Genomic DNA, 17097 nt, shown 5'->3' with positions numbered 1-17097 from the left:
ATTAATATTTAAGGGGCATTATGTCTGTATTCACACAAAAACCAGCCGTATTTCAAGCTGATGTGATTTTACATGCCTTTGATTGGCCATATCACAAAGTCACGGAAGAAGCTGAACGTATTGCGCAACTCGGCTACCAATCCGTCTTAATTTCACCGCCAATGAAGTCACCAGATGAAGAAAAATGGTGGATGCGTTATCAACCGCAAGATTATCGCGTTATCGACAATCCATTGGGAAATACACTGGATTTCATTGCCATGATTGAAGCGCTAAAACAGCAGAAAATCAAAATCTATGTCGATGTCGTTTTTAATCACATGGCGAATGAAGCCTATCTACGCAGCGATCTCAATTACCCCAATCAAACGATCTTAGCGCAATATCAAGCTCAGCCAGAGCACTATGAGCGCCTACGTTTATTTGGTGATTTATCTCAACCGCTATTCACCAAAATCGATTTTGAAGCCGCTTTTCCAATTAAAAACTGGCTGGATGCAAAAGAAGTACAAACAGGTCGCTTAAGTGGCAGTGACACCGATCCGGGATTGCCGACGCTTGCGCCAACCGACAACGTGATAAAACAACAACAACATTATATCTGTGCGCTAAAAAAGCTGGGCGTAAACGGCTTTCGCATTGATGCAGCAAAGCACCTCTCCGCTCAACATATCGAAAAGGTTTGGACTCCTAATATTTGTGCTGATGTCAGAGTTTTTGGCGAGATCATTACCGATGGTGGCGTGGATAAAGCCGAGTATGAAATATTCTTGCAACCTTTTATCAAGCACACCAGCTTTGATGCGTATGACTTTCCATTGTTCCACTCTATTTTGAATGTGTTTGAACATAACACCAGTATGAAATCTTTATTATCGGTGGCAGAAAATGGTCAATGTTTAGCGTCGGATCGCGCGATCACCTTTGCTGTTACTCACGATATTCCTAACAACGATATCTTTCGTAATCAGCTAATGTCACCGCAACATGAGCAACTCGCGTATTGTTACTTACTCGGTGCTTGTGATGGTTCACCGCTCATTTATACCGATTTAAACACCAGTAATGATTACGACTCATTAGGTCACCCTCGTTGGATGAGAAGCTGGTACGATAATAACTTAGTTAAGATGATTCATTTTTATAAGCATGTTCATGGCGAACCGATTCATGTTCTTGCCTGTGGTAATGAATTATTAGTGTTGCTGCGCGGCAGCATTGAAGCGGCTAAAGGTATTGTTGCTATCAATAAAAGTAATGAAGAATTTCAAGTTAATCTCCCCGTCGCGCAATATAGTGTGCTGCTGGGTGGGGATGATTTACTCTCTCAACATACCTTAACCATTCCAGCCCAATCTGGCTTAATGTTAATGGCGTAAATGTAAACTCAAGCTCCCAACTCAGCCTTTTAATCTTCCCTCTGAATTTTTATTATTTAAAGAGAAGATTAGAAGGTTTATTCTGTTTTTCTCATCGAGATATCACTCTAATTTTGCTATATTGATCCCCTTCCAATATTCCTTTCTTTTACTTTTTTTGGATATAGCATGACACACACTAATAATGAATTTTTTACCCGACCATTAGTTGTTTTTGGCCTTGCGATTTTATGTACTTTTCTTTGGGGGAGTGCTTATCCCGCCATTAAAACGGGCTATGCTTTACTGGAAATTGGGCAACACGATACCGCCTCACAAATGGTGTTTGCTGGGCAACGCTTTTTATTAGCCGGTATATTTTTACTTATCATTGCGCGCGTGATGGGCAAACATAAATTTGGCATGACGATTCAAAAGTTTCGTCAAATTGCTCTGCTTGGTCTCACTCAAACCACATTGCAATATATCTTTTTCTACATTGGGCTGGCGTACACGACAGGCGTAAAAGCATCCATCATGAATGCGACAGGGACATTTTTTAGTGTGTTACTTGCGCACTTCATTTATCAAAATGATCGCCTAACGCATAGGAAAGCACTTGGTTGTGGAATTGGGTTTTTAGGCGTATTTATCGTTAACTTTGATTCATCTCTACTTGATTTCCATTTCTCTTTAGCGGGTGAAGGTTCAATCGTATTGGCGGCATTTTTGCTTGCTTCAGCCTCGATCTATGGCAAAAAACTATCACAAAAAATGGATGCAATGTTAATGACAGCTTGGCAGCTAAGCATTGGCGGCGTTTTATTATTAGTTATTGGTTTTAGTTTTGGTGGTAGCAGCGGTGAATTTGATAACTCATCGGTATTATTGATGATTTATTTAGCCCTGTTATCTTCTGCTGCGTTTGCGTTGTGGAGTGTTTTATTAAAATACAACTCAGTAGGAATGATCACCATTTTCAACTTCTTAATTCCTATATTTGGTAGCTTGCTATCGGCCCTATTCCTCGATGAAAATATTTTGGAATGGAAAAATCTTGTCGCATTAATTCTCGTGTGTAGTGGTATTTACCTCGTAACGAGAGTTCGCCGAAAAGCGGTTGAATATAAGGTTTAGATCGAATCTTAATTGAACCTATAGACTAAGTTCGGATATCATTTTATCCGAACTTATTATTTGAACTTAAGACAAATTCTGATGCAGTTGTGATGCCAGTGATAATAGCTCATTACGTGTATTCTCTAAGTCTGCAATATGATGATGAACAGTTTTAGAATTAAGCGTCATAAACGGCGTGGTTACCACCGCGACAATTTCACCAAACACACCGAAAATGGGCACTGAGATATTGGTTACACCGGATATTTGTGGACTCTCACCAACATAATAACCCTGCTGTTTTGTTTTCTCGATTTGCCCTAATGCATGTTTCACTTCTTCTTTCGTTGCACTTACTTCAAGCGATATCATCGCCTCTCGTTGCGACTCTTCACTAAAACTTAATAAAACAATTCCTGAACCAGATGAACAAATATCTAACTTTGCTCCCAATCGTAAACTAAAACCCATTTTATACGGACTTTCATGGCTGGCGATCACGATTAATTCGCCATTACTATAACGACTTAAATGACAGGATTGATTTACTTTTAAGCACAGCTTTTCCATTAACGAAACCGCGCGTTTTAGTAAAATAGCTACCGGTGGTGATTGGTTAGACAAGGCAAACATTTTAAGGGTTAATGCATAGCCCGAGCTGTCTGCATCATATTGAATATACTGCTTTTCAACTAGCACCGATAGCATACGAAAAATTTCATTCACACTGCGATTCAATCGTTCTGAGATTTGTTTTTTGGTAAGCGGCTCAGACTGAAGCGCAAGTAACTCTAAAATCTCTAACCCTTTTTCTAAAGCAGGCGCTCGATATTCTGTTTTCTTATTTATTTCCATTCTACATCCAAGCTTATCGACTATGCGTTGATTAATCTTATCATCAAGATAGAAAAAAGCCCCAAACATGTTCTCTTTCGAGTTGAGGGGCTTAAATCACATTTTATATATATCGTGGAGCTATTAGCCCACAAGTCCCATCGCTTGTGGAATTGCCATCGAAATAGCAGGAATGTAAGTCACCATCATTAAGACTAAGAAAATCACAAAGAAAAATGGCAATAGCGTTTTAATCACACTATCAATACTAACGCCACTGACCTTACAACCGGTAAACAATATTGGCCCTACAGGAGGGGTAATCGTACCAAGTGATAAGTTGAACACCAATAAGATACCAAACTGAACCGGATCCATTCCCAATCCCATACAAATAGGCAGAAATATGGGCGTAAAGATCAAAACCGCTGGCGTTGGATCCATGAAGGTTCCCACAAACAACAACACGATATTGATGATCAATAAGATGATGATCGGATTATCAGTTAAAGACAATAAACTGTCTGCGATCATGCCTGGAATTTGAGTGAATGCCATGACCCAAGACATAATCGAAGAGGTTGCTAACATAAAGATAACAATCGCCGACATTTTTGCCGTATTTAGGAATATCTGGGGCAGTGTTTTAAAATCAAGAGACCGATAGCAGCCACTCAAGAATAATGAATACACGACGGCAATCGCCGAAGCTTCTGTGGCAGTAAATATGCCACCTAAAATTCCACCAATGACGACCACAATCAAAGATAAGCTTGGAATTGCATCAATCGCCACTTTTCCACATTCAGCCAGTGTCATTCGATGCCGAGCAAGATAACCACGACGTTTGGCCATAATACCGGCCACAATCATCACGCCAACCCCCCATAAAATACCCGGTAAATACCCACCCATAAACAAAGCAGAGATAGACACACTACCTGCAACAGTCGCATAAACAATCAAGGTATTACTTGGTGGGATCAACATTCCCGTTGGCGCAGAAGCTATATTGACTGCGGTACTAAAGGCCGGATCATAACCTTCTTTCTTCTGAATTGGCGACATAATGCCACCGACCGCCGCCGCCGATGCCACGCCAGAGCCACTGATAGAACCAAACAACATGTTCGATACCACATTAGTTTGCGCTAAAGAGCCAGGGAAGAAGCCACTGATAATTTTAGAAAAGTTAATTAGGCGGATCGCGATCCCGCCGTTATTCATAATATTACCTGCAAGGATAAAGAAAGGTATCGCCAGCAAAGCAAAGGAGTCAAGACCCACAAACATACGTTGAGCCGAAGTTAACATCGCCCCTTTCATTGGCAAAATGACCAACATGGCGGCAAAAGATGAAATCCCAACACTGATACTAATTGGCGTACCAATAATCAGGAAAAAAACCACACCACCAAGCATGATCAATGCGGCAAGAATTGCTAAATCCATATTCATCACTCCTATTTATTAGACTCATGATTTATTTCTTTTAAACGAGCAAATAGATTGATCTCGTTACAAATGAAATAAAATAAAATACATAATCCACTAATCGGAATAGCAGAATAAATAACCCCCATAGGGATTTGTAATGCTGAATCTAATTGCCACATTTGGCGCATTGCGGTGTTATAGCCACCAAAAATCATGATGCAATAAGTAAAGACAATAACCACCAGTTCAATGAACATATCGGCAATAACTTTCATTTTTGGTGAAAACTTATCTTTAACAAAAGAAATACTCATGTGTTCTCTTAAACCAAACACATAAGCACTACCAAAAAAGATCAACCAAATAAACAAATAGCGAGATAACACCTCACTAACGCCACTTGGACTATTAAATAAATAGCGTGAAATCACTTGATAAGTAACAAGTAAAGTCATTGCTCCGACAATCGTAATACATGCCCAAGAGGCAATAAAATCGACCGCAGACTTAACCTGATTGACTCTCTTTAGAAAGTTAGATTGATTGTTTACCATTTCACTTAGCCCCAAAAAAGTTGGGCATTATTATGATACCCAACTTCCTTTTTCTGTTTACTGCATTGATACCACTTTGTTGTATAGATCTTTTTGCGCTGGAGTTTCAACTAACTCATCTTGCAACTTCTTACAGCTTTCTTGGAACGGTTTGATATCAACATCCGTAAACGTTGCACCATGGGATTTAGCATTGGCTTTTGCCGCGGAAATTTGCTGATTCCAAATATTAAATTCTTCCACCGTACTTGCTTTGATCAATTTTCTCAGTGTCGCTTGGTCTTCTTTTGACATCGTGTCTAAGAAGTCGGTACTGATCACGACTAAGTCCGGCACCATTAAATGGCGAGTGCTCGAGAAGAAAGGCGCGACTTCGTATTGTTTTAAGTCAGAATAAGTAATTTCATTGTTTTCAGCGCCGTCAAGAACACCTTGCTGCACAGCACTGTATACTTCACCTTGTCCCATCGGAACGCCTGTCCCACCCATACATGACAACATTTTGATCATGGTATCTGATTGCATCACACGAATTTTTTCGCCTTTCATATCAGCAATATTTTTTACCGGACCACTTTTGGTGTACATGCTGCGAGCACCTGCGGTATAGGCGGTTAATACTTCAAAACCAAATCGTTGAGTAGATGAAAATAGGTTATCTAAGATGCCAGAAGTAAACACTTTTTCTTGATGTTCAGGGCCTGAATAGATATATGGCATTCCGATCACACGGAAAGTCTTATCGTAATTTTCAACTAATGGATTAGCGACAACTGCCATTTGAATCGAACCCGTTTGAACTAACTCTAATGCTGCACGTTGATCACCTAATAGTTCATTAGGAAAAATTGAAACTTTATAACGACCTTCTGTTTCTTCAGTTAACTTTTTACCGAAGTCTTGTAACGCAAGGTATTGTGGGTGTTTATTTGATTGGTTAAATGCCGCTTTAATTTCAGTCGCAGCACTTACCATGGATGACATAGCCAGTGAGCCGCCAATGACAGCTGCAAGAGTCGCAAGTTTTAACGTTTTATTTTTCAACATACTATTCATCTCCATGAGAATAATTATTTTAATATTCGATTACTTAATGGTTTCCATATCAATGAAATCCATATCATCAAACGTTTGGTTTTCACCGACCATTCCCCAAACAAAACTATAATTTTGCGTACCGCAACCAGAATGGATAGACCAACTAGGTGAAAGTACTAGTTGTTTGTTTCGTACCACGATGTGACGAGTTTCTTGCGGCTCACCCATAAAGTGGAAAACCACTTGAGATGGCTGAACATTAAAATATAAATACGCTTCCATACGACGTTCATGCGTATGCGCTGGCATGGTATTCCATACACTGCCCGGTTTTAGATGAGTTACCCCCATACAAAGCTGACAAGTTGGCAGCACATCTGGATGTAAATACTGAGTAATCAAGCGTGCATTGGCATTTTCTTGCGTGCCTAAGTCCACCTGTTTAGCTTCAGAGCGACGGATAATACGAGATGGATATGTGTGATGCGCAGGCGCACTCAAGCAATAGAAAGCAGGGTCTAATTCAGAATCGAGTGAAATAAATTCAATATTTTGTTCACCTTTGCCTAAGTAAACGGCATCTAAATGTTCCAATACATAAGAGACACCATTACAATTAATTTCAGCCTTGCTGCCTAGATTTAAGATACCTAGCTCACGCCTTTCTAAGAAATAATCGGTACCGAATGCCTTCTTTTCCACTAAATCGTCAAGCTTTAACGGTTTATCCGTTGGGCAAACCCCCATCGCCACAATACGGTCAATATGGCTGTAAACAATCGTTAACTCATTTGGCTTAAATAGATCTTCAGTTAAGAACTCATCACGCAAACGAGTCGTGTCATATTGCTTCGCATCGATAGGGTTACTGTTGTAATTAATGTGCATGTCATTCTCCTCAGTAATGTACTCAGAGTAACCGTTATTTATATACAAACAATAGCATTCATATACGAACAATCCATTCTGTGATCAAAGTTCATATTATTTTTGAAACGATGTTTCTTTATATGATCAAGATCAACAGTGAACAATAAAAGCTCACAAAAATGGAGAATCACTCTTTTTCGATGGAAAAACGTGCAAAAAATACCTTTTAACTGACTAAGAACTTTCTTTTTGCACCATCAAGCCGCACTGATTTTGGCTCATAGCTCATTGAGTATTCGGTATTGGATATTGGATATTGGATATTGGATATTGGATATTGGATATTGGATATTGGGAGCATTCCACGCCTATTTAACTCGACGTCGACTTTATGTGGAGACAACTAAGCGTTATAAAACTGTAACCGGTTTGATTTTATGCTAGAAATTTTTAGCGATATTTGGGCAATACCACTGTTCAAATTATAGTGACAGCGTTTAATATTTTGGTCTTAATCGCGGGGTTTGGAATGACTTACACATATTTAAGAAGTGAAGACACCGTGGTGCCAATACCAGTATGTTGAGGATTGTTACCTTTTAAATCGTGATAAAAGCGTTTTTCTTACACCCGATGGAAATGGGATGATTCAAATCGGTGAGGTTATGACTAAAACCTAGTGACCTGTAGCCATTTAATTTTTCCAACTATAACAGCTTGAAAAAATTAAATAGCACCAATAATTATTATCCATATTATTCCAATTCATCCCCTTTATTAGAAAGAACCTTAGAACCACAGCGATTACATTTTATATAACGATTCATATTGTAGTAATGACCACCATTTATAAACTCATGAACTAATAAAGCTAGCCGACCAAATAATGATTTATTGTTATCATATTTAAGTGCCCGTTTAACACCTTATTGTATTGGTTCTAACCACCCTTAAATTAACCATAAATAACATGATTAACAATACGACCATTCAGATTTTTACGATTAAACACTATACCTTCTAATTTCATACCTAAACATTCACAAACCTTATGACTCGGTAAGTTATTATCATCTGCTAAAATCTGAAGTGATTTTCTTACTATATATTTAAAGTTACCATTTATTAAATTGCTTTTCGCATGGTATTCCGTCTCGATCACCATCCATTTTTGTATTAGGACAATTATTCAGAAAATATTTAGCTTCTTCGTATGACCCCATTTGAGAACAATATTGTCTGCCATCACATCTATAGGTCACTTTAAAATTAGGTATTTCTTTTTCAAAATTTTGCATTTCCGCATTATTAGTCAATTCAGAAACAACTTGAGAAGTTTTCTCTTCAATAACAGAATTATTTTTTAAATAAACCTGCCAAATTGCCAAACCAATCAAGGTGATAATTAATAATCTGTTCAATCGAACTCCATGTTAAATAAAACTTATAGTACTTTACTAAATCGCACTATAAATTTACTTTACCAGGCTTCAAGCTGAGAACGCCGAGCCTGTTAGCTTTCATTTAAGTAATTTTCAGTCTAATTCTTACCAAAAAAATTAACTTCATCAACATTATGTTTAGCATTAATTACAACTGTATTCGCCAATTTATCATGCCAACCTTGTTTACGTTTGTCCCAAATGATCCAGAAGAAGCCAAGACACAAAGGTAGGAATGCAATTATATATCCCAGATATCGAATTATGTATTGGCGTTGTGTAGGCTTATTGCCAGTATCAGCATCTACAATTCGAGCTGATATAGCCATTTTACCTGGTGTTGCTTGTTTATAGGTCCAGAAAATCATGGTAACGACAAATGGAAACACCCAACTGAGTATGAAATCTGTACCACCGTGGATAATTGTTTCAGATTCTAAATAAGACCAGCCATATACAGATATCAAAATTGGATAAGTAATAATCGATATGAGTATACCGTCAATTATACTGGCTCCAAATCTAGGCCAAAAACCAGAGTATTCATAAATATCGCTCATTCTAGCTGGAGTGTTGTCGTTCATAAATATACTTCCCTTGTAATGTTTAAATATCCAAATATGCCATTAGTTTTATTTATATTGTATTGATATTTATTCGAGGGATTAATATTTGCGAGACAAGTATAATTTCAATTTGTCTAAGGCTTTGCTAAGAAGAAGATTATGGTTGGTTAAAATGGTTAGTTATAATAGCGGAGCGATGAGTAACTGTTTTCACTCCGTCTAATCAACCTGTTATGCAGATATTACACGTTAAAAAACTTAACCAAAATAAGCATTCAACGGAGTATTAATTTGCAGTAAGGTTTATCTATCAACATCCATATATATTGACCATCGACTTCAATCAGGTATGACTTTCCGCTTGGTGGAAGTGTGCCAATTTCTTCTTTCGTCATATTAGGATAATCAGCCAAGATAATTAGACGGAGATCAACCATTTGTGCAGCGTAACCACTAGCAATATAGTTGTTAACCAAATCATTAGGCGATTTAGCATTGATAAATTCTGTCGCTTTTTCTGACATAGCAGAAAGTTCAACGCATTTACCATGGCTTTCTATTACGTTCCATTCCTCTACTTGTGCTGAGCTGGAAAAGCTAGACACACATAAAAGCAAACCAAAGAAAGTGACTCTCATACAAAGTACCTGTTGGATTCAATTTATAATCTAAGAGTCTTTATCACATTACTAAAATAAAACCTTTTTAATACGAGTATCCTGCGATCGAGCTAACGCTAAGCTCACCTGCCTCTATGCGGAATAGCGGTCAGGTGAAGCGATGAAACGACTACCGTGTTTGACGGCAGCGAGTGCCCCCCAAAAACGGACTTCGAAACTATCATGTGCCGCAGCGAGATCAATATCCGTAGTGGCCACTGGAGCAGAGCTACCCCAATCATTTGCCGTAATAACGAGATGATCAAACTCTCCAACCTTCTCAAAAAGATCAGAAATACTGGCCTCGTCCCGCAGATCGACCGTCTTACCCGTTATCCCCGGTAGATGTTCTATCGCTGCATCGACGCGAGCAGAATTGCGTGAAGCAATCACAACCTGTGCGCCCAACTCATGCACTAACCCAGCAACTGCAAAGCCAATACCAGAAGCCCCGCCGATAACCACGACCCGCTTTCCATCAAGCGATGTAGCTAAATTGATCATTGTGCGTCTCCTTTCAAGAAAAATAAATTATATATTAGCAAGCTCATGATTTTATCTATGTAATCGAAAACCGGAGCTCACAGAATCAGTATAATACCTCGTCCTAAACACCCGCGCCTTTATAGCAGACGCTCCGTGATTCAGAACATTATGCTACAGCGTGGCTCATGTTGTAGTAAACGAACGTAAGTAAAAAACGCCTATCAGCTATCAGGTTCCCGCATAGGCGCTTCGTTTAACCACACATGATTGACTGGCAACACCTTACAACCTTTACCGCGGGCAATATCGGCAATACCCATTAGAATTTCTTCTTGCGCTTTAGCAAAATCCGCATAAGGCACGAAACTATGACGTCCTGTCGACTGCACCCAAGCATAAATACTGAGCTTAAGGGCTTTATCTCCGAATTCGCTAAAACGAAAAACAAAATATTTCAGGTCTTCACGCGCGGCCAACAGCTTATTGCCCTCTTCGACAACTTCATTGATTTTTTCGTAATCGGCATAGCTCAATAGAACATCCTGTGAGAGCGTGCGGTGTGTAAGACGAGAATGGTTGATCAAGTTTTCAGTGTTAAAAGTAGAGTTGGGCACGTAAATACGCTTACCATCCCACCCGTCGATGGTAGTCGAGCGCCAACCAATATAAGCAACCGTACCGGACAGGCCTGTACTTTTGAGAATAATGTCATCGCCCAGCTTGAAAATTCGACTGGCATACACAGTCAGACCACCGAAAAAGTTAGACACTAAGTTCTGGGCGGCAAAACCCACCGCAATACCAGCGGCACCACCAAAAGCTAGCAACCCAGAAACAGAAAGGCCTAACGCCTGAAAAACACCAAGAGCCACCATCAGAAACGCAACGATTACGGCAATCTTTTTCACCGCTGTGGCTGCAGTCCGGTCTACATAAATATCCTGAACACTGGCACGCTTGAAGTAATTTTCTTCAACGCGATTAATCAAGCGAAACAGAAACCAACCCATCAAAAAAATGAATAAAACTTTCTGAACTGGCGAATTTATATCGTCAATTATTGGATAGCCACTACCCGGCGGAAAATAATGTCGCGTGGCAATAATAACGCCCAATAACCAAACTGACGCTCGTAAAGGCGCGTTAGAAGCATTAACTATAGCACTACGCCACACCTTTACTTCCGGCTTATCCCTTTTCCAGAGAAATGTTAGCGTTACACCTAAAATAAGGTTGATCGCCATCAGACCCACTAATAAAAATAATGGGAAAACCCACCATATATCACTGGCCAAAAAATCTTTAATTGGCTCGAACCACTCCATCAAAATTCTCCTCTCTTCGGGGGGTAAACGGTAGAAAACTCACCTTAATTAGCAAATAAATGCCTATAGAAAGCAGTTTAATTTAAGCACGAATCAGGAAGTGATCACAAACCTCATGTTCATTTCGCTACTATGCAAAAGCCCAATAGTATCGTAGCTTTTGTTAAGCCCGCGGCTCTGTCACCACATGAATTTCAATACCAGCGTACCCTGTTGTGCCCGGTTATACCTCATCATTTTTTTAAACTCGAAGTGTTTCCGCTAAGTTAAAACGAATGCCTTATTCACCGGAAAATTCGGAGTGCAGCAGTAATTTTTCCGAGTGTAGCAACTTGTTAGCATCATCAGCTATATTAAGTTTTGCTAAAAATGGAGGCTCCTCAAATCTATTAAGAAAACACAATCGGTACCCGATGAAAGCCTCCAAGAGGTGTAATTTCTCGTTCTACTTGTTGATTCGGGGCCAGTTTAATCGTTTGTACCGAAGACAATAACGTCTGTAGCATGATCCGCAGCTCCCAAGTTGCTAACAGACGACCCGGGCAAGCGTGTTTGCCAACCCCGTAAACTAGATTAGTATCTCTATTTCTTTCAGGACAAAAATTATTGTCTCTGAATACCGATTCATCTCGATTAGCAGAAGTCCAGTTTAATTTTATTTTGGCTCCACTTGGAATATCATGCCCACTAATTCGTACAGGGCAGGTAGTCATTCTCCGATTCGAAATGAATGGGTCATCAATGCGTAAAACTTCATCGATAAATGCCTCCACTTCGCTGTCTTTGGCTGCTTTTAACTGTTCTACAAGAATTGGTTTCTGTGCTATTTCATATACAATGACACCAACACATAACGCGATAGATCCAAGATCACCGCCAGTCCAATTTCGCATAATAGAAATTAATTCTGGCTCCGACAACCGTCGCCCAAGGCTAACGTCATTACATAGCTGAGTAACCACATCACTACTTTCTTCCGCTTGATCAGACCGCCGCTGACTAATAATAGATCGAATTATTTCATCGAATTGTTTTGCAACAATTTCCATTTTTTTATGGTTTCGAGAACGAGTAGCCGCATGATTGTCAGTCATCCATTTCAACAAACGAGGCTCTAATTCTTTTGGCCAACCTAGCCATTCACATTGTGCACGTACAGCAAAAACAGCACCAATGTCGCTTACCGCATCCAATATCTCGCCTTTAGGTAACTCTATCATTAGTTGAGTAGCCACTTTTTGAAAAACGGGAATGTACGGTTTTAACATTTCTTCACTTAAATACCGGTCAATAACTTTTCTATAACGTGTGTGTTCATCACCATCTAATCCATTCGGAATTTGAAGGTAACGAGACACAGCACTGGAAAAACGCTCATGATCGCTAGCGGCTGCTACGACATCCGCATGTTTAAGTAGCACCCACTCACCGAAAGTATTCTTGACCACTGCATGGTTTTGTCGTAATTCGTCGGTATATTCACGTAAATCTCGCCCCTCGGGAGATATATAGTCTGGAATGTGATTAGTCATGTATTCTCCTACACCATCAAAAGGCTAACTTTTTGTCGCTAAACAGGTTACACACTTTAAATAATTTACCGCATTAATTCATGATTTAAATAGACATATATTGATAGTTGGCAGGCCGCCCTAATGCTAACGCCGCGCTCACCGAGAGCTTTAAAATTGTCCGAGTGCAGCGCCTTGTTAGGTGGCATATTGGAGAGCGTCTTCAATCATGTGTGGTGAGTTGATGACTGTCATCAATCAGCTCATAAATTTCTTTTTCTGGGACCGTGTTATCCAGAACCGTCAGCCAATGCTCTTTGTTCATGTGATACGCAGGCAGAAAGCCTTCTTTCATGCGTAAAGAGCCTACGAGTTCTGGCCTGCATTTTACGTTGACCACGTCAACCTCGCCGTCTCCCTTGAGACCGAGTTTATCTCTTGGAACGTTCATTAGGAGGGCAAACCACTTGTCTGACCCTTGATGCCGCAACACCGTGTAATTTGGAAACTTTGCCCACGGAAAATCAGGCTTTGCTTGGTATTTATTATCTGCATATTTGATGATTGCCGTTTTTAGGCTCATATCCGTTTTCCTTGGAGTAAAGATCAATCGCAAGAGCGGGTCATTGTGGACGCCTAACGCTTAAATAATTGGCGCACCCACTTAGCTAACAAAGCGCACCAAACCTACAAACCAAAATGCCAAGCCCCAGCCGTCCAATTTATTTTTTTGTTATACGATTTTTATAGAATACCTTGCCAATAATCATTTACCGCTTCAGGCAATAAATCCTGAGGATGATCGCCCCCAAAAGTAAAAATACCACTTTTCCCATTTATCACGGCAGATTTAATAATTGTACTATCTGATATTCTGGTGACTGATATTTTCACTTGAAGTTTATCTGGGATTCCTGACCATTCCGTTGCCCTATCCTCCCAATGTAAAATTGTCGGATAGACTAAATAATCAAATTTATTTTGTTTTGCATAATTTAGTGCTTCTGAATATGTTTGATGTTCTTTGGCTACTACAACATTGTCTAATTTTGTCATTAGTGATGCTTTTATTGATTGAGTTAGCATATCACCAGATCCGATATAGTTTTTGGAACCATATTGCCCATTTTCAGAAACGGCAATATAAATTGAATCTGTGGAAAGTACCTTAACATTCGAAGTAAGTTCTGATACCTGTAAGTTATGACTATCTGCACAGCCAACAACCATAAATAAAAATGATATGTAAAATAATGATTTCTTCACCAGACTTCCTCTGTCATTGCTTCTCGTATAACGCTTAAATAATTGGCGAACTACTTTACCAACAAAGCGCACCAAACCTAAAACCAAAACAGCCAAGCCCCAACCGTCCAATTTATTTTCTTGTTAGAACACCACAAATGTTAAAGCGGCTTGACCGCTCCAATAAAATATTAAAGAAACCCATTTCACTCAAACGGTTAATCACATTTATGGGATCAAGTTGAGATAAAAACGAAAAATGGACGAACTTGGCTACGATACTTTCAACGATTAACAACTACGAAACCAGCCAAAAACCAGATAACAAACTCAAACGCGACTGTTGAAAAAGTCACATTGAAAGTTAAAGCCACGAAGCGAAAAACACTGAACGAATGGGCTGAGAAACTTAAGCTAATTGGCAGAAAAGCCAATCATTTCTGAGTAACTAAAACCTTGAAAATACGAACACGTTCTAACGCCACAATAAATGGCGCTTACCGTTAAATTTACCAAACACACAGAACTTCAAACCAAAACAGCCAAGCTCCATGCGTCCATTTAATTTTTTTGTTATGAAAGGCGTTTCCCAACCGTGGCACAAAACCCAAGGCACACGATAAACCATCTGAAATAACGCTGTGCTGATGACCCACGAAACTGACCAAAAATCCAATTTTAGCGATTAGATAATTCACTTTAACAGCGTTGCGCCGCCCACAAAAGTTACCACCAAATTGATGAAATATTGAGAACGAAAAAGCCAATTGGCATATTAGTTTTTAGTTGAATTTAAACGGCGCTCAGCGACAAAGAACCAAACCAAGTTACAGCAAAAAATAGCGTTAAATTGAACCGATCAACTTTCAAATTTAGATGAACTAAACCACCAAAAAACTCATGCTTTTCATCAGCTTCATAACGCCGAGTGCAACGGCAGTTTGTGGAGTGGCTTTTTGTGCGAGCGTAGCGCCCCGTACAAAAGGAGCCACGGAACAAACTGTCCGACTGGCACGACTTGTTATGCATTTGCCAATATATGAGGCGTATAGTTAACTTCCTCAAAAGTCACTTTGTAATGCTCTTTGGACCGCGTCCCTTTATAAAATTTAGCCTCTGGATTCTGGCCTTGAATAATTAGGCAGATAATTTCTAAGAAATCTTGGTCGGCCTCAGGGCCGAAGTACACACCTGTTAACGACTCTTTTGGATAGTGGTACACCTTATTTATCTCACTATGTAAAGCACGCCATTCCTTTTCGTAGCTCCAATTAGATGACTTTGTACAAAATAGCGCCTTCAAGAAATACAAGCCATCTATTGAAAATATTTTCCGATAATCCAGCTCAGGCGGATTATCGAGGTACTCGACAGGTAACAATTTTCCAAAATGTTCGTTATCAGTATCAAACTCTAAGCAAAAACCTTTAGCGGACGATGCATAATGAGACCACATCAAAAGATTATCATTACTTTCGCTGAAGCAGCATACACCTCTAGATTTAAAAACCTCATTTGCACGCTCCTTTAGCATATTTTCTGCAAGAACCACCCCCATGGCAGCCAACTCACCAGTAGACTGACTTTCGATTTCAGTCAATTTTGGATGATCTTTAAGTTCTTCCCTTAGGAATTTAAGTATATAAGGGACTTCATCTATATAGGGGACACGAAATTTAATATCCATTCTGCAGTCGAATGGATCATTAAAGTTCAATGGAGAATTGAAATATATCGCTTGAGACTTAAGGTTTGTCAAAGCTTGTATAGACATTGATTCATACTTAAATATTCTTTTTTGGATAACTCAAACGATCCCCCTGAGTGCATAACGCTTAAATAATTGGCGAACCCACTTAACCAACAAAGCGCGCCAAACCTAAAACCAAAACTGCCAAGCCCCAACGTCCAATTTATTTTTTTGTTAGAACACCACTAATGTTCAAGCGGCTTGACCGCCCCACTAAAATATTAAAGAAACCCATTTTACTCAAACGGTTAATGATATTTATGGGATCAAGCTGAGATAAAAACGAAAAACAGATGTACTTGGTTACGATATTTACAGCAATTAACAACCACGAACCCCACCAAAAACCAGATGCACAATTCAAACGCGACTTTCACAAAAGCTACGTTAAAAATTAAAGTTACGAAGCGACAAAAGCAAAACGAATGGGTTGAGAAACTTATGCTAATTGATAAGAAAGCAGACCACTTTTGAACAAGCAAAACCTTGAAAATACGAACACGTTCTAACGCCTAAAGCACGCGCCCAATACCGGAGCTTGAGCTTTGTGCGAGTATTTTGGCGCACAAAGCTCAAGTGGAGAGTATTGGGTCGCCGTGACTTTTTTTGTTAAATGCACTTTACCAGAACCGCTTCTTATCTTTTTGGTAGCATTTATACGCTAGAACCAGAAATGAAAAGAGAGCAACTAATGCAGCTTTATCGTATTTCTTAGCAATTTTATGAGCAATGACATCCTGAATCCCTTTTACAGAGCCCTGTAACTCAAAGTTACTGAGCATATGCTGACCAAGAAGAAGGATACCAAAGTAGAACACAGCGCCAAAAATAAGGGCCCACTGAGTTTTCTTTGATAAAGCCAATACATATAAGAATTCGTTCAACCAATTAGGCATTAGCTCT

17 protein-coding genes are annotated in these 17097 nt (G+C 39.4%); 2 read left to right on the top strand and 15 right to left on the bottom strand.

Annotated elements, in window-relative coordinates:
- Positions 1 to 20 precede the first annotated feature (20 nt).
- A complete protein-coding gene (locus FH976_RS04055; RefSeq protein WP_194089635.1) occupies positions 21 to 1379 on the top strand; it encodes an alpha-amylase family glycosyl hydrolase in 1359 nt (452 codons plus the stop codon).
- Positions 1380 to 1547: 168 nt separating this feature from the next.
- Positions 1548 to 2495 (top strand): DMT family transporter, encoded by a 948-nt coding sequence (locus tag FH976_RS04050; protein WP_194089634.1) that lies wholly within the window; start codon positions 1548 to 1550, stop codon positions 2493 to 2495.
- A gap of 66 nt (positions 2496 to 2561) precedes the next feature.
- Here the strand turns inward: FH976_RS04050 and FH976_RS04045 are convergent, their stop codons facing one another.
- The 15 genes from FH976_RS04045 to FH976_RS03975 all read right to left on the bottom strand — a co-directional run bounded on the left by FH976_RS04045 (position 2562) and on the right by FH976_RS03975 (position 17090).
- Positions 2562 to 3332 (bottom strand): IclR family transcriptional regulator, encoded by a 771-nt coding sequence (locus FH976_RS04045; protein WP_194089633.1) that lies wholly within the window; start codon positions 3330 to 3332, stop codon positions 2562 to 2564.
- Between the two features lie 123 nt (positions 3333 to 3455).
- On the bottom strand, positions 3456 to 4763 hold the full coding sequence (locus FH976_RS04040) for a TRAP transporter large permease (protein WP_194089631.1): 1308 nt from the start codon (positions 4761 to 4763) through the stop codon (positions 3456 to 3458).
- Between the two features lie 11 nt (positions 4764 to 4774).
- Positions 4775 to 5302 carry a TRAP transporter small permease gene (locus tag FH976_RS04035; protein ID WP_194089630.1) on the bottom strand — a complete coding sequence of 176 codons (528 nt, stop codon included), beginning with the start codon at positions 5300 to 5302 and terminating at the stop codon, positions 4775 to 4777.
- Positions 5303 to 5359: 57 nt separating this feature from the next.
- Entirely contained in the window at positions 5360 to 6349 is a 990-nt protein-coding gene (locus FH976_RS04030; RefSeq protein WP_194089629.1) for a TRAP transporter substrate-binding protein, read from the bottom strand.
- Positions 6350 to 6388: 39 nt separating this feature from the next.
- A complete protein-coding gene (kduI, locus tag FH976_RS04025) occupies positions 6389 to 7228 on the bottom strand; it encodes a 5-dehydro-4-deoxy-D-glucuronate isomerase (RefSeq protein ID WP_194089627.1) in 840 nt (279 codons plus the stop codon).
- Positions 7229 to 8325: 1097 nt separating this feature from the next.
- Complete coding sequence (locus FH976_RS15850; RefSeq protein ID WP_228767333.1) at positions 8326 to 8631, bottom strand: excalibur calcium-binding domain-containing protein; 306 nt, start codon at positions 8629 to 8631, stop codon at positions 8326 to 8328.
- Between the two features lie 119 nt (positions 8632 to 8750).
- The gene (locus FH976_RS04015) at positions 8751 to 9236 is read right to left on the bottom strand and encodes an RDD family protein (protein ID WP_194089626.1); all 486 of its coding nucleotides are present in this window, start codon (positions 9234 to 9236) and stop codon (positions 8751 to 8753) included.
- A 257-nt stretch (positions 9237 to 9493) separates the two neighbouring features.
- Positions 9494 to 9856, bottom strand: coding sequence for a SelT/SelW/SelH family protein (locus FH976_RS04010; RefSeq protein ID WP_194089625.1), 363 nt, complete (start codon positions 9854 to 9856; stop codon positions 9494 to 9496).
- A gap of 114 nt (positions 9857 to 9970) precedes the next feature.
- A complete protein-coding gene (locus FH976_RS04005) occupies positions 9971 to 10381 on the bottom strand; it encodes an SDR family NAD(P)-dependent oxidoreductase (RefSeq protein WP_228767332.1) in 411 nt (136 codons plus the stop codon).
- Positions 10382 to 10584: 203 nt separating this feature from the next.
- The gene (locus FH976_RS04000; RefSeq protein WP_194089623.1) at positions 10585 to 11688 is read right to left on the bottom strand and encodes a mechanosensitive ion channel family protein; all 1104 of its coding nucleotides are present in this window, start codon (positions 11686 to 11688) and stop codon (positions 10585 to 10587) included.
- 389 nt (positions 11689 to 12077) lie between these two features.
- Entirely contained in the window at positions 12078 to 13220 is a 1143-nt protein-coding gene (locus FH976_RS03995) for a cytochrome P450 (protein ID WP_194089621.1), read from the bottom strand.
- Between the two features lie 202 nt (positions 13221 to 13422).
- Positions 13423 to 13782, bottom strand: coding sequence for an MmcQ/YjbR family DNA-binding protein (locus tag FH976_RS03990; RefSeq protein WP_194089620.1), 360 nt, complete (start codon positions 13780 to 13782; stop codon positions 13423 to 13425).
- Between the two features lie 161 nt (positions 13783 to 13943).
- A complete protein-coding gene (locus tag FH976_RS03985; RefSeq protein ID WP_228767331.1) occupies positions 13944 to 14576 on the bottom strand; it encodes a DUF4823 domain-containing protein in 633 nt (210 codons plus the stop codon).
- Positions 14577 to 15465: 889 nt separating this feature from the next.
- Positions 15466 to 16218 carry a DUF2971 domain-containing protein gene (locus FH976_RS03980; RefSeq protein WP_194089619.1) on the bottom strand — a complete coding sequence of 251 codons (753 nt, stop codon included), beginning with the start codon at positions 16216 to 16218 and terminating at the stop codon, positions 15466 to 15468.
- Between the two features lie 596 nt (positions 16219 to 16814).
- The gene (locus FH976_RS03975; RefSeq protein ID WP_194089618.1) at positions 16815 to 17090 is read right to left on the bottom strand and encodes a hypothetical protein; all 276 of its coding nucleotides are present in this window, start codon (positions 17088 to 17090) and stop codon (positions 16815 to 16817) included.
- Positions 17091 to 17097 lie beyond the last annotated feature (7 nt).

This window comes from Vibrio hibernica (genome assembly GCF_015223435.1).
GTDB classification, from domain to species: Bacteria; Pseudomonadota; Gammaproteobacteria; order Enterobacterales; family Vibrionaceae; genus Vibrio; species Vibrio hibernica.
This window is presented reverse-complemented; position numbering and strand designations above follow the sequence as displayed.

What these genes read in the sequence shown, in the direction of transcription:
- FH976_RS04055 (WP_194089635.1), top strand. Translation starts at nt 21, where the DNA reads ATGTCTGTATTCACACAAAAACCAGCCGTATTTCAAGCTGATGTGATT.
- FH976_RS04050 (WP_194089634.1), top strand. Translation starts at nt 1,548, where the DNA reads ATGACACACACTAATAATGAATTTTTTACCCGACCATTAGTTGTTTTT.
- FH976_RS04045 (WP_194089633.1), bottom strand. Translation starts at nt 3,332, where the DNA reads ATGGAAATAAATAAGAAAACAGAATATCGAGCGCCTGCTTTAGAAAAA.
- FH976_RS04040 (WP_194089631.1), bottom strand. Translation starts at nt 4,763, where the DNA reads ATGGATTTAGCAATTCTTGCCGCATTGATCATGCTTGGTGGTGTGGTT.
- FH976_RS04035 (WP_194089630.1), bottom strand. Translation starts at nt 5,302, where the DNA reads ATGGTAAACAATCAATCTAACTTTCTAAAGAGAGTCAATCAGGTTAAG.
- FH976_RS04030 (WP_194089629.1), bottom strand. Translation starts at nt 6,349, where the DNA reads ATGTTGAAAAATAAAACGTTAAAACTTGCGACTCTTGCAGCTGTCATT.
- kduI (WP_194089627.1), bottom strand. Translation starts at nt 7,228, where the DNA reads ATGCACATTAATTACAACAGTAACCCTATCGATGCGAAGCAATATGAC.
- FH976_RS04015 (WP_194089626.1), bottom strand. Translation starts at nt 9,236, where the DNA reads ATGAACGACAACACTCCAGCTAGAATGAGCGATATTTATGAATACTCT.
- FH976_RS04010 (WP_194089625.1), bottom strand. Translation starts at nt 9,856, where the DNA reads ATGAGAGTCACTTTCTTTGGTTTGCTTTTATGTGTGTCTAGCTTTTCC.
- FH976_RS04005 (WP_228767332.1), bottom strand. Translation starts at nt 10,381, where the DNA reads ATGATCAATTTAGCTACATCGCTTGATGGAAAGCGGGTCGTGGTTATC.
- FH976_RS04000 (WP_194089623.1), bottom strand. Translation starts at nt 11,688, where the DNA reads ATGGAGTGGTTCGAGCCAATTAAAGATTTTTTGGCCAGTGATATATGG.
- FH976_RS03995 (WP_194089621.1), bottom strand. Translation starts at nt 13,220, where the DNA reads ATGACTAATCACATTCCAGACTATATATCTCCCGAGGGGCGAGATTTA.
- FH976_RS03990 (WP_194089620.1), bottom strand. Translation starts at nt 13,782, where the DNA reads ATGAGCCTAAAAACGGCAATCATCAAATATGCAGATAATAAATACCAA.
- FH976_RS03980 (WP_194089619.1), bottom strand. Translation starts at nt 16,218, where the DNA reads ATGTCTATACAAGCTTTGACAAACCTTAAGTCTCAAGCGATATATTTC.
- FH976_RS03975 (WP_194089618.1), bottom strand. Translation starts at nt 17,090, where the DNA reads ATGCCTAATTGGTTGAACGAATTCTTATATGTATTGGCTTTATCAAAG.